The sequence below is a fragment of the Antribacter soli genome (assembly GCF_021568775.1).
GTDB lineage: Bacteria > Actinomycetota > Actinomycetes > Actinomycetales > Cellulomonadaceae > Antribacter > Antribacter soli.
The window spans coordinates 1-20,774 of record NZ_JAKGSG010000010.1 but is presented as its reverse complement, the minus strand read 5'-3'; the positions used below and the strand labels follow the sequence as shown (position 1 = coordinate 20,774).

General features: G+C 73.5%; 19 protein-coding genes and 1 tRNA gene. 9 read left to right on the top strand and 11 right to left on the bottom strand.

What is annotated here, in order from left to right; genetic code table 11:
• Positions 1-55 precede the first annotated feature (55 nt).
• Entirely contained in the window at positions 56-415 is a 360-nt protein-coding gene (locus L1785_RS02640) for a hypothetical protein (RefSeq protein ID WP_236087580.1), read from the top strand.
• A 288-nt stretch (positions 416-703) separates the two neighbouring features.
• Here the strand turns inward: L1785_RS02640 and L1785_RS02635 are convergent, their stop codons facing one another.
• From L1785_RS02635 to L1785_RS02605, 7 genes are all read right to left on the bottom strand, one after another.
• On the bottom strand, positions 704-1,120 hold the full coding sequence (locus L1785_RS02635) for a PIN domain nuclease (protein ID WP_236087579.1): 417 nt from the start codon (positions 1,118-1,120) through the stop codon (positions 704-706).
• Between the two features lie 2 nt (positions 1,121-1,122).
• On the bottom strand, positions 1,123-1,338 hold the full coding sequence (locus L1785_RS02630) for a type II toxin-antitoxin system VapB family antitoxin (RefSeq protein WP_236087578.1): 216 nt from the start codon (positions 1,336-1,338) through the stop codon (positions 1,123-1,125).
• Between the two features lie 105 nt (positions 1,339-1,443).
• Entirely contained in the window at positions 1,444-2,796 is a 1,353-nt protein-coding gene (locus tag L1785_RS02625) for a tyrosine-type recombinase/integrase (RefSeq protein ID WP_236087577.1), read from the bottom strand.
• Positions 2,797-2,801: 5 nt separating this feature from the next.
• Entirely contained in the window at positions 2,802-3,062 is a 261-nt protein-coding gene (locus L1785_RS02620) for a helix-turn-helix domain-containing protein (protein WP_236087576.1), read from the bottom strand.
• Between the two features lie 179 nt (positions 3,063-3,241).
• A tRNA-Ala gene (locus L1785_RS02615) sits at positions 3,242-3,314 on the bottom strand.
• Between the two features lie 70 nt (positions 3,315-3,384).
• A complete protein-coding gene (locus L1785_RS02610) occupies positions 3,385-4,473 on the bottom strand; it encodes a hypothetical protein (RefSeq protein ID WP_236087575.1) in 1,089 nt (362 codons plus the stop codon).
• A gap of 145 nt (positions 4,474-4,618) precedes the next feature.
• Complete coding sequence (locus L1785_RS02605; protein ID WP_308113233.1) at positions 4,619-5,242, bottom strand: GNAT family N-acetyltransferase; 624 nt, start codon at positions 5,240-5,242, stop codon at positions 4,619-4,621.
• Positions 5,243-5,589: 347 nt separating this feature from the next.
• Here L1785_RS02605 and L1785_RS02600 point away from each other — a divergent pair, with 347 nt between their 5' ends.
• Positions 5,590-6,234: a 5-formyltetrahydrofolate cyclo-ligase gene (locus L1785_RS02600; RefSeq protein ID WP_236087574.1), complete on the top strand. Its 645-nt coding sequence runs from the start codon at positions 5,590-5,592 to the stop codon at positions 6,232-6,234.
• Positions 6,235-6,257: 23 nt separating this feature from the next.
• Here L1785_RS02600 and L1785_RS02595 read toward each other — a convergent pair whose 3' ends face one another.
• A complete protein-coding gene (locus L1785_RS02595) occupies positions 6,258-8,936 on the bottom strand; it encodes a penicillin acylase family protein (protein ID WP_308113232.1) in 2,679 nt (892 codons plus the stop codon).
• A gap of 109 nt (positions 8,937-9,045) precedes the next feature.
• Here L1785_RS02595 and L1785_RS02590 point away from each other — a divergent pair, with 109 nt between their 5' ends.
• The 3 genes from L1785_RS02590 (at position 9,046) to mscL (ending at position 10,776) form a co-directional block, all read left to right on the top strand.
• Positions 9,046-9,402, top strand: coding sequence for an FmdB family zinc ribbon protein (locus L1785_RS02590; RefSeq protein ID WP_236087573.1), 357 nt, complete (start codon positions 9,046-9,048; stop codon positions 9,400-9,402).
• Positions 9,403-9,534: 132 nt separating this feature from the next.
• On the top strand, positions 9,535-10,263 hold the full coding sequence (locus L1785_RS02585) for an SAF domain-containing protein (RefSeq protein ID WP_236087572.1): 729 nt from the start codon (positions 9,535-9,537) through the stop codon (positions 10,261-10,263).
• Positions 10,264-10,371: 108 nt separating this feature from the next.
• Positions 10,372-10,776, top strand: coding sequence for a large conductance mechanosensitive channel protein MscL (gene mscL / locus L1785_RS02580; protein WP_236087571.1), 405 nt, complete (start codon positions 10,372-10,374; stop codon positions 10,774-10,776).
• 103 nt (positions 10,777-10,879) lie between these two features.
• Here mscL and L1785_RS02575 read toward each other — a convergent pair whose 3' ends face one another.
• Both L1785_RS02575 and L1785_RS02570 read right to left on the bottom strand, forming a co-directional pair.
• Positions 10,880-11,152, bottom strand: a complete 273-nt coding sequence (locus L1785_RS02575; RefSeq protein ID WP_236087570.1) for a hypothetical protein — start codon at positions 11,150-11,152, stop codon at positions 10,880-10,882.
• Between the two features lie 58 nt (positions 11,153-11,210).
• Entirely contained in the window at positions 11,211-15,290 is a 4,080-nt protein-coding gene (locus L1785_RS02570) for a PDDEXK-like endonuclease domain-containing protein (protein WP_236087569.1), read from the bottom strand.
• A 737-nt stretch (positions 15,291-16,027) separates the two neighbouring features.
• Here L1785_RS02570 and L1785_RS02565 point away from each other — a divergent pair.
• Complete coding sequence (locus L1785_RS02565; RefSeq protein WP_236087568.1) at positions 16,028-17,278, top strand: MFS transporter; 1,251 nt, start codon at positions 16,028-16,030, stop codon at positions 17,276-17,278.
• A gap of 44 nt (positions 17,279-17,322) precedes the next feature.
• Here L1785_RS02565 and L1785_RS02560 read toward each other — a convergent pair whose 3' ends face one another.
• Positions 17,323-18,273, bottom strand: a complete 951-nt coding sequence (locus L1785_RS02560; RefSeq protein WP_236087567.1) for a DUF2637 domain-containing protein — start codon at positions 18,271-18,273, stop codon at positions 17,323-17,325.
• Positions 18,274-18,414: 141 nt separating this feature from the next.
• On the opposite strand from L1785_RS02560, the gene L1785_RS02555 reads away from it, so the two are divergent.
• Genes L1785_RS02555 through L1785_RS02545 form a run of 3 tightly spaced genes read left to right on the top strand, consistent with a single transcriptional unit; the run spans position 18,415 to position 20,672 of the window.
• Positions 18,415-19,392: a L,D-transpeptidase family protein gene (locus L1785_RS02555; RefSeq protein ID WP_236087566.1), complete on the top strand. Its 978-nt coding sequence runs from the start codon at positions 18,415-18,417 to the stop codon at positions 19,390-19,392.
• 8 nt (positions 19,393-19,400) lie between these two features.
• A complete protein-coding gene (locus tag L1785_RS02550) occupies positions 19,401-19,724 on the top strand; it encodes a nuclear transport factor 2 family protein (protein ID WP_236087565.1) in 324 nt (107 codons plus the stop codon).
• Positions 19,725-19,781: 57 nt separating this feature from the next.
• Positions 19,782-20,672 carry a bifunctional helix-turn-helix transcriptional regulator/GNAT family N-acetyltransferase gene (locus L1785_RS02545; RefSeq protein ID WP_236087564.1) on the top strand — a complete coding sequence of 297 codons (891 nt, stop codon included), beginning with the start codon at positions 19,782-19,784 and terminating at the stop codon, positions 20,670-20,672.
• Positions 20,673-20,774 lie beyond the last annotated feature (102 nt).

The following is a 20,774-nucleotide window of genomic DNA, read 5'->3' as shown; positions in this document are numbered from 1 at the left end:
GTCGTGCCTGTCCTGCGGGCACTCCTCAACGCGCCCACCGCGGCTGGGACGCTGCGTGAGCATCGACACCGTTCCGGCGGACTTGCTCGCGCAGATCCGCGACGCCCTCAGCAGGATCCACCCGCGCACCTACCCCGTGGCGCTGCGGGTCAGGTATGCGGGAACGGGCCCAACGCTCGCCTCGTGCGAGCTCTGGACCGGCGACGCCGACCTCCTCTGGGCACGACGCGCCACGATCGATGTGACAGCAGGAGCGACGATGCCGGACGTCGAGCAGGCGGTCCTGGCCACCGGCTACTGCTACGCGCTCACCCGGGACGGCCGCCCCGCCTGGAGATTCGACGCCAACCACGGCGGCATCTACGCCCTCGACATCACGTTGAACGACGCCGGGCCTCATCCGTTGGCACCTTGACGGCGGACGGGTACGCGGCGCACCCTGGAATGACAGGTGTGTCATTCAGGCAGCACCCGTCGTTGACGACGGCGCGACTGCCGGACATCAACGGTTCTGGCAAATTGCCTGCCGGAGGATCCGGTCAAATTGGGTTCCGTTGATTCAACGGGACCAGAGGATCCGGACAACTTGGGTTGGGTTGACTCAACACAACCGGAGAATCTCGGCAACCGGCACTCGCGGTCAGCCGAGGCAACTGCGTCCGGGACGCGGTCCGGGACCGGACGGCTTGAGCCCCTCGTACGATCAGTCCGCTGTGCCCGCAGGTACGACCCATTGCGTTCGCTGGCCCGTGACGGCCGCAATCATGTCGAAGTCCCCGTCGTAGTGGAGCACGGTGACCCCGTGGCGCTCAGCCGTGGCCGCGATCACGAGGTCCGGCAGGGAGACCGCGCGCCAGGTGCCCGCCGAGATCAGTCCCGACTGGATCTCCAGCGCCCGGTCCCACACCTCGTCCGGTGTGGGCAGCCAGTCGAAGCCGGACAGCTCGTCGCGGATCTCCTGCGCCTCTGCCTTCGATCGTGCCGAGTACAGGATCTCGACCTCGACCGCCCCGCAGACCGCCAGAACTCCGGCCAGGTGGAGCGGCTGGAGCGCAGTGCGGACCGCGGGCTTGGCGAACCGCGCGAATGCCGACTTGTCGACGAGGAACCGCTCCGCCACCGTCAGGCCGCTCCGGCGGAGCGGTCGCCGTGCTCGATCGGTCCGGTGAGGTCCGGCATCCCGCCGGCCTCCAGCCTGTCGAAGAACGCCTGGCGCTTGCGCCGCTTGATCGCGTCCTCCAGGGCGGCGTTCACCGTCGCAACCTTGGTCGTCGTCCCGAAGATCTCTGCCGCCGCTGCGAGCTTCTCGTCGTCTACGTCGATCACAGTCCGAGTCATCACGACCACCTCCCACTGGTTGATATCAGGATCCAGGATAGTAGATATCACCGACAAGCGGCAGGGGCTTGCGTGGTGTCACGGCACCACGCAAGCCCTTGGTCCTCACCAACCCGTCGCGTCCTGGTCTGCGGCCCCGACCGTCACCGACTCACGCGGGGCGACCACCGCCCCGCCGTCGGGCACCTCGATACCGAGCGCCTTCGCGAGCTCCTCGTCGCCGATCTCCACCATCGCCTGAAGCACCGCCGACGTGTCGGGCGCAAGGCGCAGCCTCTCGATGTAGTGCCGCCCGGTGACGCCGGCGTCGATCCGGTGTCCCAGCAGCGACGCCGCGTCGGCCACGCCCATCCTCCGCGCCACGACCGTGCCGACGGTCTTGCGCAGCAGGTGCGGGTACACCTCGCCGGTCATCTGTGCCTCGTCCAGCGCCTCGCGCAACGTCCGGCGGACGTTCGCAGGCGTCTGCGGCTTGAGGACGTTGCGCTCGTCCCGGAACCGACGCGACGGGAACACCGGAGTCTCAGCGGTCGTGACCTCGGGACGGATCGATGCCAGAGACTCGGCGGTGAACGGCGGGATGATGATGGTCCGCTCCCCCGCCTCCGACTTCGGCCTCGGCTGGCGCACCGTTCCCTGACCCTTGATGTCGACCATCGTCGCCTCCACGGCGATCGTCGGCAGCCCGTCCGGGGACAGGTTGACCTGGCCCCATCGCAGCGCCATGACCTCCCCGATGCACATCCCGGTCCCGAGCATCACGTCGATGACCGCGGGCAGGTGCCCGGTCGGTCTCGGCCCCGGCCTGCCGCGACGCGACTCCTCCCACGCCCGCACGGCAGCCCGCAGACGGGCAACGCCCACAGCCGACATCGCCCGCGGTTCGGGCTTCTTCTTGGCTGGCGCGATCGTCTTGCGCGCAGGGTTGTCCCGCAGGGCGTCGTGGATCACCGCACGGTCCAGCACCGCGACGAGCGCGCTCCGCGCCTGGACCGCCGTCGCGAGCATGTCGTGCTTCCCGCCCGCCCGGCCCCGGTCGAGGATCCCATCGAGCCACGCTTGGCACCCGGCGGGGGTGAGCTCGTTCAGCCGCCGCTTCCCGAGGTGCGGGACCACGTGGTTGCCGAGCAGCCGCTCGTACTCGTCGACCGTCTGCGGCAGCACGGGCGCGTTCGGCCATCGGGTACGGGAGCGCATCTCCGTCACCCACTGGCGGCACGCCAGCCCGACCTTCGAGTCCGGCTTCAGGTCCACCGAGCCCTGCGCCGCGCCCAGTCGCTCGGTGACGCCCTCCTGGACCGCGAGCCGCGCCTCCGTCGCCGTCGCCCGTACCCGTGAGACCTGGGTGTCGGAGCCGTCCAGGAGCCGCAGGCGCACCTTAGCGCGCCACTGCTTGCCGGTCCGGTAGACGAAGATCTCGCCGTGCTGGCCAGGCCGTAGCCGTCGGGTGGACGTCATCGCGCTCACCACCCCGACCCGCCGTCGTCGTCCGCACGACGCGCGTCGTCGTCCGTCGACGTCGACTCGTGGGACCGGAGCCACTCCAGGACGTCGGACTCCTCGAATAGCAGGTGCCGACCGATCTTGTACGCCTTGGGCGCGGTGCCGCGCCGCCGCCAGGCGTGGATGACCCGAGGGGTGGTGTGGAGCTTCGCGCAGAGCTCGTCCACCGTCCACATCGGGGTGTGGGAGAGGGCCTTGGGGTTCTCGTCACGGGCTTCCATGACCGTCAGGTGCGCGTGGCACACCTGGCGTCCGAGCCCAACCGCGCGCAGCGCCCCACACGCTACGCGTGGCACGATCCGTGGCACAACCATGATTTCGCCCTTCGTCAGGGCGCCTCGGCGGGAATGCCGAAGGCCGCTGATCAGCACTTTCGTGCGGTTCAGCGGCCTTCACCGGGTGGAGCCAGGGGGATTCGAACCCCCGACCTTCTCATTGCGAACGAGACGCGCTACCAACTGCGCCATGGCCCCTTGAGCGGTTCAAACCTTAGCACCCCGGGGGCCGGGGTCCGCAAATCGATCGCGCCGGTGAGCCGGCGACTCACCCCGCGGCCCGGCGCCGCGCGAGGATCTCCTCGAGCGGCTGGGCCAGGGTCTCGGTCCGCGTGTGCGGCACGTCGCCGCGCAGCAGGTCGTCCTCGGCGCGGCGCGCCGCGTCGTCGGCCACGGCACCCTCGGCCGGTGCCGAGCCCGGCGCTGCGTCCGGTGCCGAGGCGGCGGGCACCACGGGGGTGCCACCCGTGAGCGGCACCGGCTCGCGGCGCGGGGCCGGCGGCTTGGTGACGTAGGTGGGCAGCGGCACGGGAACGGGGTTCCACGCAAGGCCGCCCGGCTCCTCGACCGGCGCCGGGACGACACCGCGCTCGTCGACCTCGACCACCTTGACGGGCTCGGGCTCCGGCTCGAGGATCTCGTCGAGCACGTCGCGCTTCTTCTTCTCGACGCGGGGGATCACCTGCGTGGTCGTGTCGGACCCGTGGACGGCCACACCGGTGACGCGCAGGCGGTTCCGAGGCGCGTGCGGGCCACCGCCGGCGAGGACGCGCGCCTCGGTGGCGCGCGACCGGGCGGCCCGCCGTGCAGCCGCCCACATCGCGTCCGCGCGGCGGGCCGCGACGGCGGCGCGACGCCCGAGCGCGAGCACGAGCACGAGCAGCACGGACGGCACCGAGGCGACGCCCCAGTGCAGCGTGTCGAGTACCACGCCTGCCCACGCGGCGGCGCTCGCCAGCAGCAGGAGCAGGGTGACGATGAGTCGTCGGCGTGCCCGGGCCGCGCGTCGCGCGCGTGCCTCGAGCCGGACCAGCCGGTCGGGGACGTGCATAGTGCGGCGGACCTCGACCGCGGCGCCCGTGCGGGGCGTGCCGGTCTGCGCCCTGCTGACCGGAGTTCTGGCGGCCATCGCCCCCCCTTGCCCAGACTCGATCTTGGCCGAAACTGTAGTCGAATCCGCCCGATTTGCCATAAGTTTCTCGGTGCCACCGACGGCGACCACCCGCAGCCCCGAGGAGAATCGGTCACCGATCCGCGCCTCCGCGAGCCGGTGCCGGTGGCGCACGAGATACGGGACGCCGTAGCCCAGCCAGAGGACGAACAGCGCCACGGCTGTCAGTCCCGCGGGCGATTCCACAGCACGACGGTAGGCGACGCGCACATGCCCTCAGGGGACATCACCCCGGCGTGTCCGCCGCCGCCCGCGCGCGTTTGCCCGACGCCGGTCGCGCGCCCCGGGTGCATCGCCCCGGCCGCCCGGCGGGCGGGGAGAGCCCTGCTGATCAGATCGCGTCGCGCGTCGCCTGCCAGCGGGCGAGCAGGCCGCCCGGAACTTCCTCCGAGGTGATGGCGAAGGTGCGGTGGTCGCGCCAGGCACCCTGGATGTGCAGGAACCGCTCGCGAAGGCCTTCGTCGCGCAGGCCGAGCTTCTCGACCACACGCAGGCTGGGGCCGTTCTCCGGGCGGATGTTGACCTCCATGCGGTGCAGGCCGAGCACGAAGAAGCAGTAGTCGACCGCCATCGCGACGCCCGTGGGGATGACTCCGCGACCGGCGGCCTCACGGCCGATCCAGTAGCCGATGCTCGCCGAGCACAGCGAGCCGTAGGTGATCGACGCGACGGTGAGCTGGCCGACCAGCGCCCCGTCGAGCTCCACCGCGAACGGCAGGGTCGTCCCTGCGCGCGCCTGTGCGGACAGTGCCCGCACATACTCGCCGAACGTCGCGACGGTCCCCTGCTGTCCGTGGCCCGTGCCCGGCGACGTCGCCTCCCACGGCTCGAGCCACGCCGCGTTCTCGGAACGCAGCCGCATCCACGTGGAGCTGTCCTTGCGGCGCAGCGGCCGCAGCACGACGACGCCCGAGGGCGTGTCCTCCCGCAGCGTGACCGGCCAGGGCTTGGCCACGGTCCACCCCTTTGCAAACCGTCGGGTCGTCGAGCTCGTCGACTCGTCCGGCGTCTCCGGCCCAACGGGCGACGGCGAGCCGAACGGCTGGTACGTCATCTCTCGCCCCCTGTCAGGCCCGCCCGGCGCCGCCCCCTCGATGGAGGGTCTATCACGGTCGGACGTCCTCGACGCGCCGAGCAGCCTCACGGCGACACCCCACTTCCTTCGTCGGCTCCGCGCGGCACATGCGCAGAAGGGCACAGTAGTCCTCCAGCGGACCGGATCGGCATCCTGATCCGCACTCTTGTCCCCCCTTCGCGGCACGCCCGCGCTCGCCGGGTGGAAAGTTTGGAAGAATGGCGGCCATGAGCGGCGCCTGGACCCCGATCACCCAGCCGTACCCCGTCAAGGCCGGGATGGAGGCGGCAGACGCCAAGGACGCGCTGCGGCGCGCGATCCGCGCCCAGCGCAGCAACCGTTCGGCGCGCCTGCGCGCCCACGCGGCCGAGGCCTTCGCGGACGTGATCGCCTCGATCCCGGAGGTCCGGGACGCGTCGTGCGTCGCCACGTACGCCGCCCGCTCCTTCGAGCCCGGCACCGGCCCGCTCCTGGAGCGCCTGGCGAGCCGCGGGGCGCGGGTCTTGCTGCCGGTGCTCGGCTCCGGCCTCGCGCGCGACTGGGCTGAGTACACGGGCCCGGAGGACCTGCGCGAGCGCGCGCCGGGCCGGCCGCCGGAACCGGGCGGCCCCACGCTGGGCACGGACGCGATCAAGCTGGCCGACGTCGTCGTGGTGCCGGCCCTCGCGGTCGACTCCCGCGGGGTCCGGCTCGGCCAGGGCGGCGGCTGGTACGACCGCGTGCTGACCGGCCTGCGGCCCGGCTCCCGGGTCATCGCGGTCGTGTTCCCGGAAGAGGTGTACGACGCCGCGACGCGCCCCCTGCCCGTCCAGACGCACGACATCCTGGTGGACGCCGTGGCGACGACCGTCGACTGGCGCCAGCTGCCCTGACCCCGCGCGTCTGGACCGGCTCGTCAGGGAACCAGCGTGAGCTCGTCCTCCGCCGTGCCCTCGACGGCCGTCGGCGAGAAGGGCCAGCCGAACGTCTCGCCATCGACCCACGCGTCGAGCTGGTCCTCGAAGTGGGAGGACGCCGGGTGGGCGGACACGCCGCTCACCGTCACCCAGGTGGAGCGGTCGAGGTGGCCCAGGTCGACGACCATCCGCATCGACGGGCCGCTCGAGACGGCGAAGCTGCCCGTCCCGGCGTCCCAGGACGTCGCGTTCACGACGGAGGAGCTGCCGCCGACCTTGCGCGACGCCGGCTCCAAGAACTGCTGGAGAGCGCCGGGCACGCCCGCGCCCAGGGGGTGCGGCGGCTGGAGCTGGTGCAGGGTGCCCCAGGTCCAGTCCTCGGCGTCCTTGCCCAGCTCGACAGTGAGGTCCTGACGGGCCGTGACGAGCGCGCGGGACAGGATCTCGTCGCGGCTCTCCACGACGGCGACGGTGGACTTGTCGTCCCAGAACGGGTCGCTCACGTTGCCCAGCATCCCCTGGACGACGGTGAGCCACTGGCTGCTGCCGTCGGGTCGCATGCTCTCCGGAAGCTCGTCCCAGAACGTCTCCTTGAGCAGGTTGCGCCACACGGCCGCGAAGTAGGCAGCGGCGGCGGAGTCGGCGTCCATCGAGCCGTCCCAGTCCTCGAGGAGCCGCTGGCCGTCGGACTGGTAGCCGTCGGGAAGGTCGACGTCGAGCAGGGCCGGCACGAGCATCTCGGCGTACCGGCTGTCGGCGTCGGTCTGGATGCTCGCCATGTCGTCGACGCTGAACTTCCGGCCGGCGTCGACCTGCTGCTGGATCAGGGTGCGGATCCGCTGGGACCGGTAGCCGTAGTCCCAGTCGTTGGTGAGGAACGGCCCGGTGCCGCTGGGCAGCACCGCCTGGTTGGCGGCCACGATGAAGCCCTCGGCCGGGTCGAGCACCCGGGGCATCTGGCTGGGGTCGACGTAGCCGGTCCAGTCGAAGCGCGCGTCCCAGCCGGGACGCGGCCAGGTGCCGTCAGGCCGCGGCGTGGCAGGGAAGTCGGCCCGCACGGGGATGCTTCCCGGCGCCTGGTATCCGATGTGCCCGTCGGTGGTGGCGAACACGATGTTCTGGGCCGGGACGTCGAAGACTGCGGCCGCGGCCTGGACGTCCTCGGGCGTCGCGGCCAGGTTGAGCGCGAAGACGGCGTCGGCCGTCCGGCCCGGCTCGAGCGCCGTCCAGGCGAGCGAGATCTCGTACTGACCGAGCTCCGTCTGGTACTCCGTGGGCGCGTGGCGCACGGCCTCCATCTCGGTCTCGTCCATGACCGACGAGATGATCGGGCCGTGGGCCGTCGACCGGACCTCGAAGTCGATCGGGCTGCTGCCCTCGACGCGGATCGTCTCCGTCCGCGTCTCGATCGGCTCCCACACCTCGGCGCCCGGGGTTCCGTCACGCAGCCAGTTGTCGTCGCGCACGCGCTCGATGAAGAAGTCTGTGACGTCGGCGCCCATGTTGGTCAGACCCCATGCGAGGTCGGCGTTGTGCCCGATCATCACTCCCGGGAACCCGGCGAAGGAGAAGCCCGCCACGTCGAACGGGCACGCTTCCCCCACCTCCGTGCAGTGCAGGCCCACCTGGGCCCACACGCCGGGCGACGTCAGCTTGAGGTGCGGGTCGTTCGCAAGGAGCGGCTCCCCGGACTCGGTCAGGTCGCCGGCGATCGCCCACGAGTTCGAGCCCGTGCCCTCACCCCGCGCGATCTGCACGGGGACGGCGGCGAGCGCCTGCCGGGCGGCCTCGAGCGCTTCGGCCAGGTGCGGGTCCTCGAAGGCGGCGTCGTCCCCCGGGGGCAGCTCCGCCGTCGTGCCCGACGACGTCTGGGTCGCCTCGAGCGGCGCCGCGAGCTCCAGCTCGGCCGGGTCGACGATCGGCGCGTTGCCGGCCGCCGCGTAGGCGGGGAACAGCTCGTCGACGAGCGCCGGGTCCTTGAGCGTGCTGTACGCCAGGGCGCGGTCGAGCTCGTCGTCGTAGTTGTCGCGCAGGTCCCAGGCCATCGCCTTGAGCCAGGCGAGCGAGTCCACCGGCTCCCACGGCTCGGGGTCGTCGAGGTTCACGTTCACGCCCAGGACCGTGTACTCCACGGCGATCTCACCGAGGTGCCGGCCCTCGAGGTACGCGTTCACGCCGTCCGCGTACGCCTCGAGGTACGACCTCGTCTCGGGCGCCAGGAGGTTCAGCTCCTGCTCGGCGACCTCGCGCCAGCCGAACGTCCGCAGGACCATGTCGGCGTTGATCGCCGCCTCCTGGTCCCCGACCAGCTCCGACAGGCGACCGGCCGTGACGTGCCGCCGGTAGTCCATCTCGAAGAAGCGGTCCTGCGCCTGGACGTAGCCCTGCGCCCGGAACAGGTCCTCCGGGGTCTCCGCGTACACCTGCGGGACGCCCTGGGCGTCGCGGAACACGTGCGCCTCGGCGGAGAGCCCGTCGAGCGTGAGCTCGCCGTCGTACTGCGGCAGGGGCCGGCGGCCCGTCACCACGCCGAAGGTCGTGCCCGCGACGAGCACGAGGACCACGACCACCGCCGTGCCGACAACCATGCGGCGCAACCTGCTGCGATGCTTCGCCGGAGGCTCGGGCGGGGTCACCTCGTCGGGCGCCGTGGACTGGTCCGGTGTGGTGGTCGACACGCAGGCGAGACTACCGCGGTCGTCAGACCTTCCCGGACTATCACCGGCCTCTCGGCCGTTATGATTGGCAGTCGGAAATCCCGAGTGCCAGCCCCCTTGAGGAGTGCCCGTGCCCACCTACGCCTACCGGTGTGCCGACTGCGGCCATGCCTTCGACATCCACCAGGCCTTCACCGACGACACACTGACCGAGTGCCCGGAGTGTGGCGGCAGCCTGCGCAAGGTCTTCGCGTCCGTGGGCGTCACCTTCAAGGGCTCCGGCTTCTACCGGAACGACTCGCGCGGCGCCAAGTCGTCGAGCACGACCGGGGCGTCCGCGTCGAGCACGTCGGGCTCGTCGGGCACGTCGTCGAGCCCCGCGCCCTCGACGTCCTCCTCGTCGGGCTCCTCCTCCGGCTCGACCTCGTCCGGGTCCTCCTCGTCCGGCGGCTCCAAGACCGGCGGCTCCAAGGCCGCCTCGGCCTGACCCTTCCGGGTGCGGCCGTCCGACGGCGTTGCGCCGGGCGGACCGTGACCACAGGCGCCGCTGCGCGGTCCTCGTGCACAGGCGGTCCCCGCGGGCGTCCACCCGACCCCACGGGTCCCTAGCGTCGGGTGCATGAGGCTTCCCGACGCGCTCCTCCCCCGCACCGCGGCACCCGACCGCGCCCGGCTCATGGCCGCCCGCCGGGAACGGCTACGCCGGCTGCGGCGGCTCGCCTGGCACTGGCGGTACGCCGCCGCCGCACTGTGCTGCGGGCTCGCGGCCACGACGACGGTGCAGCTCCTGCGCCCTCCCCCGCCTCCTACGGTCGACGTCGTGGTCACCGCACGCGCGGTTCTCGCGGGTGCCGAGCTGACCGCCGACGACGTCGTGACGCGCCCGGTCGCCGAGTCGCTCGTCCCCGAGGGCGCGGCACGGTCCGTGAGCGGCGTGCTCGGCCGGGTCGCCGCCGTCGGCCTGCCCGCGGGAATGCCGCTCCTGACCGGCCTGGTCTCCGACGGCGTGGCCGCGTCCGTCCCGCCCGGCACGGTCGTGGTCCCCGTGCGCCTCGCCGATGCCGCCGTCGGCGGGCTGCTGCGTCCCGGCGACCGGGTGGACCTGCTCACGGCCGACCCGCGCGCGGGAGAGGGCCCGGTCTACCTCGCCCGGCGCGCTCTCGTGCTCCCGGTGCCCGCCGGACGGTCCGCTGCGGCGCCCGCGAGCGGGCTGCTCGGCGGGGGTGAGGCGCAGGACCCGGGCATCACGCTCGTGGCAGTCCCTGCCGCCGACGCAGCGGCACTCTCGGCTGTCGCCGGCCTCGGCGTCGCGTGGGGCGGCGCGGTGACGGCGGTCCTGGTCCCGTGAACCGGGGCGAGCGATCCCCGATCGCCTGCCGCATACCTCCCTACCGGGCAGGCGTGGGAACCTAGCCCCGCAGATCTCGTACCGACGACCCCAGGGGGACTCACACCCATGCTTCAGGGCTTCAAGGCTTTCATCACGCGCGGCAACGTTCTCGACCTCGCGGTCGGCCTGATCATCGGCGCCGCGTTCACCGGGATCGTCACGGGCCTGATGGATGGCATCATCAACCCGCTGATCGCCGCGATGTTCGCGTCGCCGGATCTCTCGGGCGTCGGCAACTTCACGATCAACGAGGCCAAGTTCAGTCTCGGCCTGTTCCTTGACGCGGTGCTGAACTTCGTCCTCGTCGCCGCCGCGCTGTACTTCGTCGTCATGGTGCCGGTGAACCGCCTCATGGCCCTGCGCAAGAAGGGCGCCGAGCCGGAGCCCAAGGCGCCCGCCGAGGACGTCCTGGTCCTGCAGGAGATCCGCGACCTGCTCCGCGCCCAGGTGCAGGAGCAGCAGCGGCGCTGACGGGACGTCGCCCACGCCGTGGGTCGACAGAGGGCCGGGATCGTGGATCCCGGCCCTCTCCGCGTCTGGAGACCCGCCGGCTCCGGCACGCCCGGCGTGGCCGTCACCAGTGCGGCGGCACGTCCTGGCGCAGCCGCTCGTCGTTCGACCCGAACCCGCTGCCGGACGCCGGACGCTCGCCCCGGGCGTCCGTCGCGCCGGAGCCGTCGCGCGCCTCTCCCCAGCCGTCCGGCCGCTCGTCGGAGCTCACGCCGAGCACCGCCTCCTGCTCGGCCCCGCGGCGCACGGCCCGCCGGGGCCCACGCCGCCGTCGGCCCACGCCCGGCTCCACCTCGGCAGCACCCGGCTCCGTCCCGGGCTCGGTCTCGTCGCTCACGCACCCATTGTCCCGCGCCCGCCGCAGGGCCCCGCCCGGAGAGTCAGGGTGGCGACGCTCAGTCCTCCGGCCCGTCGTCCAGCACCGCGGGGACCACGACGTCCGCCGCGGGCGCGACGCCCCCGGCCATCCCGACGCGCTCGTCGCGGACCGCCTGGACCACGCGCCGGACCCGCTCGGCCTCGCCGTCGGGGTCGAGGAACGCGGCCGCGGACCACACCTGGGCCACGACCCACCCGAGCCGCTCGAGCCGCTCGGCGAGCTGACGGTCCCGCACCCGGATGGACGGCTCGGCCACGTACGCGGCGTCGTCGGTGAGGACGGCGACGAGCAGCTCGCCGGGCAGGTCGGGGTGTCCGACGACGAGCGGGATGCGGTCGCCGTCGCCGACGCCGTAGTCGGTCTCGACGACCAGGCCGGACCGCCACAGCCGCTCGCCGAGGTCGATGACGAGACGGTCGGGGGCGCGCGCCACGTCGACGCCGTTGCCGATCTCGACCTGGTCGGCGAGCCCGGAGCGGGCCTCGGCGAACGCGAGCACCTCGGACAGGAACTGCGGCCCGGGCCCCCGGAGGCGCTCGGGGTCGAGGTCGCCGGCGGGGAAGCAGGACACGACGTGCAGGCGCCGCCGCGTCGCGCCGAGCGCGCCGAGCAGCATCGCGTCGCCCCCGGCCTCGCCGAGCACGCCGAACCGGTGCAGCACGCGCCCGTGCGGGGTCCGCCCGAACCCGAGCGACAGCACGATGGTGTCCCGCTGGAGGCCTGCCGCGCCGGTCACGTCGGCGACGACGACCGGCTCCGGCCGCGACCCGGCGAAGAACGGGGCGAGCGCCGGGTTCGACCGGACCTCGGCGAGCAGCGCCTCGCGGATGCGGTCCGCGTGGACGGCGGTGACGGTGACGATGCCGAAGGTCTCGTCGGGGCGCGTGATCGCGTGCTCGATCGCCAGGTCGACGACCCGGTCGACCTCGGCCCGCGTCGACTCCACCGTCCCCGAGTCGGCGTCCGGCATCCCCGTACCGTCGACGACGGAGAAGTGCACGAGCGCCTCCGTGCGCGGCAAGGGCGCGGGGCGCAGCACGCCGGCGTACCCGTGGGCGGCGAGGAGGGCCGTCAGGTGCGAGTCGCGTGCACCGGGCACGGGCTGCAGCGAGACCGTGGGCAGGAGGCCGGCGAGCTCCCGCACGGCAGTGCCGGAGGCGGACCGCGGGTCACCCACCACGACGATCTGACGCCCGCGCGAGAGCGCCGAGACCACGACCTCGACCGGGACGTGCTGCACGGCGTCGAGGATCACGAGGTCCATGCACCGCGCCGCGGGAAGCAGGTGCGGCACGAGCGTCGGGGTCGAGACCACAGTGGGGCGCAGGCGCCGGAGCACGGTCCCGTGCTGTTCCGCGAGCTCGCGCAGCGACGTGAGCCGGCCCTCGACGAGCTCGTTGAACAGCTCCTCCGCGGACTCGCGGAACTCCCGCATCGAGGCCCCGAGGTGCGTCCGCACGGCCGCCCGGACGGGCGGCTCCAGCGCGGCGACGTGCCGCAGGTCGAGCTCGCGGAAGCGCCGGGCGAGGGCATCGAGCCCGGCCCCGTCCTGCCCGGCGAGCGACGGCTCCACGGCGAGGACCTGCTCGAACACCGAGCTCCACCAGGCGAGCTCGAGCTCCGCCCCGACCAGTGCGCCGTCGACCCGCCGGGCGGCGAGGTCGTCCACGAGGTCGGACAGGCCCGAGCTGCGCACCCGGCGCAGCAGGGACGTCCGCTCGGGCAGGGTCTGCAGTGCGTCGGCATCCCCGGCGAGGGCAGCGAGCCGCTGGCCGAGGGCGTCGAGATCCAGGTCGAGGAGCGAGCCCCCGGCGTGCGAGGTCGCGAGCACCGGCTCGAGCGCCTCGAGGTCGATCCGGACCGCCTCGTGCGTCTCCTCGACGACGGCGAGCCCCTCGGGCAGCGTCGGCCAGCCGCCACGCGGGCACTGTGCCTGCCAGACCTCTCGCTGGCGCTGCACCTCCACGAGGGCCGCGTGCATGTCCGGCACGCGCACCCCTGGCCGGACCATGTCGCGCGCCCGGCGGCGCAACCGGCGCCGCTCGAACCAGCCCATCTCGACGCTCTGCTCGGCGCGCCAGCGACGCGAGGCGGTGGCCTGGACCATGTCGGCGGCGGTGCGTTCGAAGACCATCGGCTGGAAGACGTCGAGCGTGCCCCGCATCCCGCCGAGCATCGCGAGCTGCTCGCCCCACTGCCGGGCGCTCGTGGCGCGGACCAGGCCGGTCACCTCGGCGACGTACTCGATCTGCTTGCGCAGCTCCGGCACCGTCTGCTCCCGCAGCCGGTTGACGCGCGCGAGTGCCTCGCGCGCGTCTCCGTCGGTGACGAGCGACGCGCCGTACCAGGGCGTGGACGTCGCCCGCAGCGTGAAGGCGCCGAGCCCCGCGGCCCGCCCGAGATCGGCGGCGAGCTCCTCGCGGCGCGAGGTCGTGAGGGACAGGAGGGTCTCCGACGGCAGCCGGACGGTCGTGTCCGGAGCGGGCCGCTCGGACGTGAGGCGGGCGAGCGCCTGCAGGGCGTCGTAGGCGGAGACCCGCCACGGGTCCCGGACGAGGTGCAGCGCCTCGATGTACCCGGCGAGCTGGGCGCGCGCGCCGATCAGCGCGTCGCGGACGCGCGCCACGCCGTCGACGTCGATCTCCTCGTGCGCGGGCGCCATCGCCTCGAGCAGCCGGCGCGAGACGGTCTGCCGCCAGGTGGGTGTCGGTGCGACGTCGAGCAGCAGGCCCTCCAGCCCCAGCTCGGCGAGGCGCGCGGCGAGCGCGTCGGCCGCCCGGCGGTGGCCGGGCACGTAGAGCACGGACCGCCCGGACGCGTTCGCCTCGGCGACGACGGCCGCGAGCGTGCCCGCCACGTCCGACCCGACGGGCGCGTCCACGAACAGGTGGCTGCCCGTGGCGAGCGCGTCGACCACGTGCCTCTGGTGCGGATCGAGGTCGCCCACGCCGCGTTCGTACGCAGGCTCGGCGTCGCCGACACGCAGCTCGGGCAGCTCGAGGGCGTCGAGCCCCCGCACGGCGTCCTCGATGCCGCCGAGCGCCGCGACGACCTCGTGCCGCCCGAGCGAGGGCGCCAGCTCGTCGAGGTCGTCGACCAGCACCTGCCCCGGGTGCACGAACGTCCCGACGAGCACGCGGCGGTCGAGGTCGAACTCGCCGAGGACGGCACGGCCGAGGTCGGAGATCCGGTCGAGGACGTCCGTGGGGTCGAAGCCGGCGAGCGTGAAGGTCGCCTTCGCCAGCGCGGCCGGGTCGAGCAGCGCCCCGTGGGCACGCAGCGTCCGCGCCACGACGGGGTTGATCTCGGCGGCGGGCTCGAGCGTCAGGTCGTAGTCGGCCTCGCCGTCGCCGCGGGGCGTGATGGTCACGGGGCGCAGCAGCACGGGCGCGCGCACCACACGCGGCTCCGAGCTGTCCGACGCCGGCCCGGTCGCCCGGGCGGACGCCGTCGCCTCGCGGGGCGCGGCCAGGGTGACGACCGGGACCGAACCGGTCAGCGCGCCCTCGGGATCGGCGCCGTGGTCGCCCGGCCCGGCCTCCGCGTCGGCCGAGGTGGCGGGGTGAGGCGCGGCGGACGCCGTCGGGCCGAGGATGCGGGCCAGGGCCTCCATGTCGTCGCCGGGGGCGCCGTCAGGCGCCGGGCGCTCGATCCAGGTCGCGACCCCGATGGCCAGGTAGGTGGGCGCGACGCCGTAGCGCTGCGCGTGCTCAGCCGAGCGGGCGGCGACCGCGCGGGCTCGACGGCGGGCCGTCGGCAGGGCTGCGGCCTCGCGCACGAGGTTGGACAGGCGCGTGGGGCGCCCGGCGAAGAGCTGGGCCACGCCCGACGGGTGGGCGGCCGAGAGGTCGATGACGGCCTCGCCGAGCAGGCCGATGTCGGTGAGGGACGAGCCCCCGGCGAGGCGGACGAGAGAGGCGCGCCACCCGGTGATCGCCTCGTCGAGAGGGCCGGCCTTCGGGGGCTCGGCGGCCTCTGCCGCGGTCAGGTCGCCGGCCGCCTGCGGGTTCTGGTCGGACAGCGCGGCCGAGAGCTCCGCGGGCAGGTCGGCCGAGAGCTCCGGGGCGGCTGCGGTCTGACGTCGTGCAGCGTTCACCGCATCACGCTAACCGCCATGCCCGGCGTGAGCGGGCGCGGCGCGCCGACGGCGCGCCGGGGAAGCCGCCTCGCGTCTCCCGCACACACCATGAACGGAACGGGACGAGGCCGCGGGCAACAGTCTTGGCCGATCACGGGCAACAGTGAGCGCGCTCCCACCCCCAATGCGGACGCCCTCTCGGCAGGGGGTCCGAGAGGGCGTCGCAGACGGGCCGGAGCCCGACGGGGTATGACGGTGCGCACCGCGCAGGGGGCGGGCGATGCGCACCGTCTGGTGAGAGTTTGCACCCTCGTGGGGCGCCCGTCAACACAGAGTCGGACGATCGTCCAGTACTTGGGATGCCAGTCACGAAATCGTTATCGATTTCCCGGGAACGGCACCAGAGTGCGCCTCGATGACCTGCGGAGATACGCCGGAGGCCTGCGAGCGGTCGGCTCGCCCGGCGTTCGGCGCCTGGTGGCGAACGCGCCCGTCAGCACCCCCCGCAGACCACGAGAGAGACGCTCGGCACACTCGAAGATCACCCGCTCGCGCCTTGCCCCGACCCTCTACGGCACGCCAAGGGCAACCCTGGAAAGACCATCTCCGGAGAGCATTGACCGGTTGGTCCGCAAATCCGAAGAAATGCCTCACTGCGGCCGTCACAGCAGGTCGGCCCGAGCGTCATGCATCACGCCCGCGCGGCCCGAAAATCCCGTGTGAGCCTCAGCCATCGTCAATAGACTCGAGCAACTGTGAGTGCATTCCTGGAGACCATCGCCCCCGCCCGTATGGGCCGCTCGTTCCGCTGGCTCCTCGGGTCGTCCTGGGTGAGCAACATCGGCGACGGCATCGCGCTCGCCGCCGGCCCTCTGCTCGTCGCCTCCCAGACCAGCTCGCCGTTCCTCGTCGCCCTCGCCGCGCTGCTGCAGCAGCTCCCCTGGCTCCTGTTCGGCCTGTGGGCGGGCGCGATCGCCGACCGGCTCGACCGCCGCGTCCTCGTCATCGTCACGAACCTGCTGCGCGCAACGGTGATCGCCGTGCTTGCGGTCGTGATCCTCACCGGGCACGTGAGCATCGGCGTCGTCCTGGCCGCGATGTTCCTCTACGGCGTCGCGGAGGTCTTCGCAGACTCGGCCGCCGGCACGCTCATGCCGATGCTCGTGCGCAGGGAGGACCTCGCGGTCGGGCAGGCCCGCCTGCAGGCCGGCTTCCTCACCGCGAACCAGCTCGTGGGCCCGCCGGTCGGCGCGTTCCTGTTCACGCTCGGCATGGCGTGGCCGTTCCTCGTCCAGGTCGTGGCGGTGAGCCTGGCAGCCGTCCTGATCGGCCGGATCGCGACGCCTCGGGGCGGCGTCCGCGAGGCCGTCGACACGCACGTGCGCCAGGACATCGCCGAGGGCCTGCGCTGGATCTGGTCGCACGCCCCGGTGCGGACGCTCGCGGTCGTCATCCTCGCGTTCAACGTCACGTGGGCGGCGGGGTGGAGCATCCTCGTCCTCTACGCCCGCGACCACGTCCACCTCGGCGAGGTCGGGTACGGGCTCCTGACCACGGCGGCGGCCATCGGCGGTCTGGCCGGGACGGCCTCGTTCGGGCGACTGCACCGGCGCTTCTCGCTCGCCACGCTGATGCGGGCCTGCCTCCTGCTCGAGGTGCTGACCCACCTCGCACTCGCCCTGACGACCGTCGGCTGGGTCGCGATGGTCATCATGGTCCAGTTCGGCGCCTACGCGTTCGTGTGGGGCACGGTGTCGTCGACGGTGCGGCAGCGCGCCGTGCCGACCGAGTTCCAGGGGCGGGTCGGCTCCGTCTACATGATGTGCGTCTACGGCGGGATGGTCGCCGGCAACGCGCTCGGCGGCATCATCGCCGAGCACTGGGGCCTGACGGCCCCGTTCTGGTTCGCGTTCGTCGGCGCCGGGATCACGCTCGCGCTCGTGTGGCGGCAGCTCTCGAACGTGGCGCACGCGGAGGCGCCCCACGAGGAGCCCGCGGCTTCCTGAGCGCACCGCGGCGAGCGCGCGCCGCAGGCTCAGCGCGCCGCGGCTCAGCGCGCCGCGGCCGCGATCTGCTCCGGCGTCACCACAGGGATCGCCCCGGTCTCGTGGTACTCCTTCAGCCGCCGGCTCACGGTGGCGCGGCTGACGCCGAGCGTGTCGGCGATCATGTTGAGCGTCTCCCCCTTGGCGCGCAGGTCGAGGATCTGCTCGCCGAGGTCGCTGCCGAGGCGCATGTCAGGTCGCGGGGTGCGCGGCCGGGGCGTGCTCGCCTGCACGGCGGCCGTGGCCTGCTCCGCGGCCACCGCCGGCGGCACAGGGGCCGTCACGGTGGTCGCGCGCGCTGCGTCGAGCGCGGCAGTCCGCTGCCCGACGCCGGAGCCTGTCTCCGGCAGGTCCCACGCCTCCCCCGGTCCCGCCCCGGGCATCCCGGCGAGCGCCGGCTCGCGGCCGTCGTCCCCGGTCTCGAGCGCGGCCATCGTGCCGGACGGCGCCAGACCTGGCACGTCGACCTGCTCTGCCGCGTCCCAGCGCTCCGCCGCCCGCACGACCCGGCTGCGCGCGGAGGACGCACGTTGCTCGGGCTTGGCGACGATCAGCTCGCCCAGGGTGTGCGTCGTGAGCAGCACCGACACGGGCGCGAGGCCGGAGAGGGCGGCGCCGGCGTAGCCGTGCCAGTCGCGTACCGACGCGTCCCAGGCGTGCGCCGCGTTCGCGGCGACGGACACGAGCGTGAACATGATGAGCCAGGTCCACGCGCCGACGTTGGACTCACCACGCGCCCGGAAGATGAACACGGCCAGCGTGTAGACGAGGATCGACGCGTCGACGGTGACCGGGACGGTCCACGCCAGGTAGTCGGGGACGGACGCCCAGGCGGCCACCTCCACCAGTCCCGAGAAGGACAGCGTGAAGCTGACGGCGCCGAGCGTCCCCGTGAGGATGACGGCGACGATCAGGGAAGGCAGGGTGTCCGGGTCGAGCCGGGCTGCGCGGGCCACGGTGGCATCTCCTGGTTCTTGGGGCTGGTGACGGGGCAGAACATATCGGACGTGTGTGACACGGACGTGAAGACGGGATCGCGGGCCTGGGTCGGGCGGGGCACGATGGAAGGCGGATGCCCGGAGCCGAGGGGGGCCGCCATGCTCCATCACCGCACGACCGCCACGGCCGACCCGGCCCCGGCCGCCACGGCGGACCGGTCCTCGGTCGCTCCGCCCGCGCCAACCTCGCGCCGCGCGGGTCTCGTGGCCGGATCCGTGGGCATGGCCCTGCTCGTCGCAGCAGTCCTGAGCTGGCGCGCTCCCGACCCGTCGAGCGCAGCCCTCACGCCGGAGGCGCCGGAGCCGCCGGCCGCGGTGGCCGTACGCCCGGACCCGTGGCCACGTCCGGCCCCGGCACCCGCCCAGGCCCCCGCCGCTGCCGAGTACGACCTCACCGCACTCCCGTTCCCGAGCCCGATCGACCTGCTCCCGGCGGGTCTCCCCCAGGCCACGGTTGCCGACGTGGCCGAGCTGCCGCGCCTCTCGGCGACGCCCGTCGCGGTGGCGATCCCCGTCTGGACGGCGCCGGACGACACCGTCCCGCCGGTCCTCGCGCTCCGCGACCACAACTACGCGGACCCGGCGCGCTGGGTGGTGACGCAGTCGCAGGGCGACTGGGTGCAGGTGCTCCTCCCCGAGGGCCGCCTCGCGCTCCCGTCGCAGGATCCGTCGCGCGTGAACCACGCGGCGGGCTGGGTGCGCTCCGCGGACGTGACGCTCACGCCCGAGCCGAGCTCCGCCGTCGTCGACCTCTCCGATCGCAGCGTCACCGTCACCGCTCCGTCCGGCGGGGCCGAGACGATCCCGGCCGGTGTGGGCGCCCCGGTCACGCCGACCCCGCCGGGGCTGGGCCAGGTGCTGACGATCGCGGAGTCGCAGGTCGGACTGGCGGTGTACACGTCGCTGCAGAGCGAGGCGATCGACTCCTTCCTCGGCAGCGGCGGAGCCATGGTGGCGTTCCACGTGGGACCGGGCCAGGGGCGCGAGGTGAGCAACGGCTGCCTGCGCCTCACGGCGGCCGGCCTGGAGGCGATGCGAGCGCTCCCTGTCGGCGCGCCGATCCTGGTCCGCCCCTGAGGAGGGTCATGCACGACCTGCCCGCCGCCGTCCGTGAGTTCGTGGACGCGACCAACGCCGCCGACACCGACCGGTTCGTCGCGGCGTTCACCGAGGACGCCTACCTGAACGACTGGGGCCGCGAGTTCCACGGTCGCGACGGTGTCCGGTCCTGGGACCACACCGACAACATCGGCCGGCAGAGCCACTTCGACGTGGTCTCGATGGCGGTCGACGACGTGCCGGACACCGTCACGGTGCTGCTGCGCGTGACGGGGAACGGGTACAACGGGACCGGACCGATGCGCTTCCGGGTGCGCGACGGGCTCATCGCCAGCCTCGTCATCGGCTGAGCCGCTCCTGGGCCGGCTCTCTGGCGCCGCGTCGAACAACTGACTAAAGTCAGCGAAATGTCGATAGCCGAGCAGAGCGCCGTGGTGCGCCGCTTCAACCGCAGCTACACCCAGCGGATCGGCGCCCTCGAGGACTCGTTCCTCGGGATGGGAGCCCCGCTCGGGACGATGCGCCTGCTGTTCGAGATCGGCGCCGAACCCGGGACCGTCCAGGCACTGCGGGCGCGGATCGGCCTGGACTCCGGCTACCTGAGCAGGCTGCTGCGGCACCTCGAGGCCGACGGGCTCGTCGCCCTCACGCCCGACCCGGAGGACCGCCGCCGTCGCCGGGTCGAGCTCACGGTGTCCGGCCGGGAGCGCTGGGCCGAGCTCGAGGCGCGGTCCGACGAGCGGGCCCGCGCCCTCGTGGAGCCGCTCACCGCGCGACAGCGCGAGCGCCTGGCCCGCGCGCTCGCCGAGGCGGACCTCCTGGTCCGCGCCGCGACCGTCACGATCGAGACGGTGGACCCGCTCGCCGCGGCCGCGCGCGCCGCGGTCGGCCGGTACGTCGCCGAGCTCGACCGCCGCTTCCCCGCCGGCTTCGCCCCCGGCGATCCCTCCCCCGCCGACGCCTCCGAGCTGAGCCCGCCCGGCGGCGCCTTCGTCGTCGCCGTCAGCGACGGCGAACCCGTCGCCTGCGGCGGCGTACGGACCGTCGCCGAGGGCGTCGGCGAGATCAAGCGGATGTGGGTCCACGACGGCTGGCGCGGCGCCGGGCTCGGCTCGCGCCTCCTGCGCCACCTCGAGGGCGTCTCGCACGACCTCGGTCACCGCGTCGTCCGGCTGGACACGAACGAGACGCTGACCGAGGCGATCGCGATGTACGAGCGGGCCGGGTACCGCCGCATCGAGCGCTACAACGACAACCCGTACGCGACGGACTTCTTCGAGAAGACGCACGGCGCCTGACCCGCCGACGAGGCGGGGCCGGGGGGGGGGGGGGGGGGGGGGGGGGGGGGGGGGGGGGGGGGGGGGGGGGGGGGGGGGGGGGGGCGGGGGCGGGGGGGGGGG

Coding starts and splice junctions, on each gene's coding strand:
- L1785_RS02630 (WP_236087578.1), bottom strand. CDS start 1,338: ATGACTCGGACTGTGATCGACGTAGACGACGAGAAGCTCGCAGCGGCG.
- L1785_RS02625 (WP_236087577.1), bottom strand. CDS start 2,796: ATGACGTCCACCCGACGGCTACGGCCTGGCCAGCACGGCGAGATCTTC.
- L1785_RS02620 (WP_236087576.1), bottom strand. CDS start 3,062: ATGGAAGCCCGTGACGAGAACCCCAAGGCCCTCTCCCACACCCCGATG.
- L1785_RS02600 (WP_236087574.1), top strand. CDS start 5,590: ATGAGCGGCGCCTGGACCCCGATCACCCAGCCGTACCCCGTCAAGGCC.
- L1785_RS02585 (WP_236087572.1), top strand. CDS start 9,535: ATGAGGCTTCCCGACGCGCTCCTCCCCCGCACCGCGGCACCCGACCGC.
- mscL (WP_236087571.1), top strand. CDS start 10,372: ATGCTTCAGGGCTTCAAGGCTTTCATCACGCGCGGCAACGTTCTCGAC.
- L1785_RS02555 (WP_236087566.1), top strand. CDS start 18,415: ATGCTCCATCACCGCACGACCGCCACGGCCGACCCGGCCCCGGCCGCC.
- L1785_RS02550 (WP_236087565.1), top strand. CDS start 19,401: ATGCACGACCTGCCCGCCGCCGTCCGTGAGTTCGTGGACGCGACCAAC.
- L1785_RS02545 (WP_236087564.1), top strand. CDS start 19,782: ATGTCGATAGCCGAGCAGAGCGCCGTGGTGCGCCGCTTCAACCGCAGC.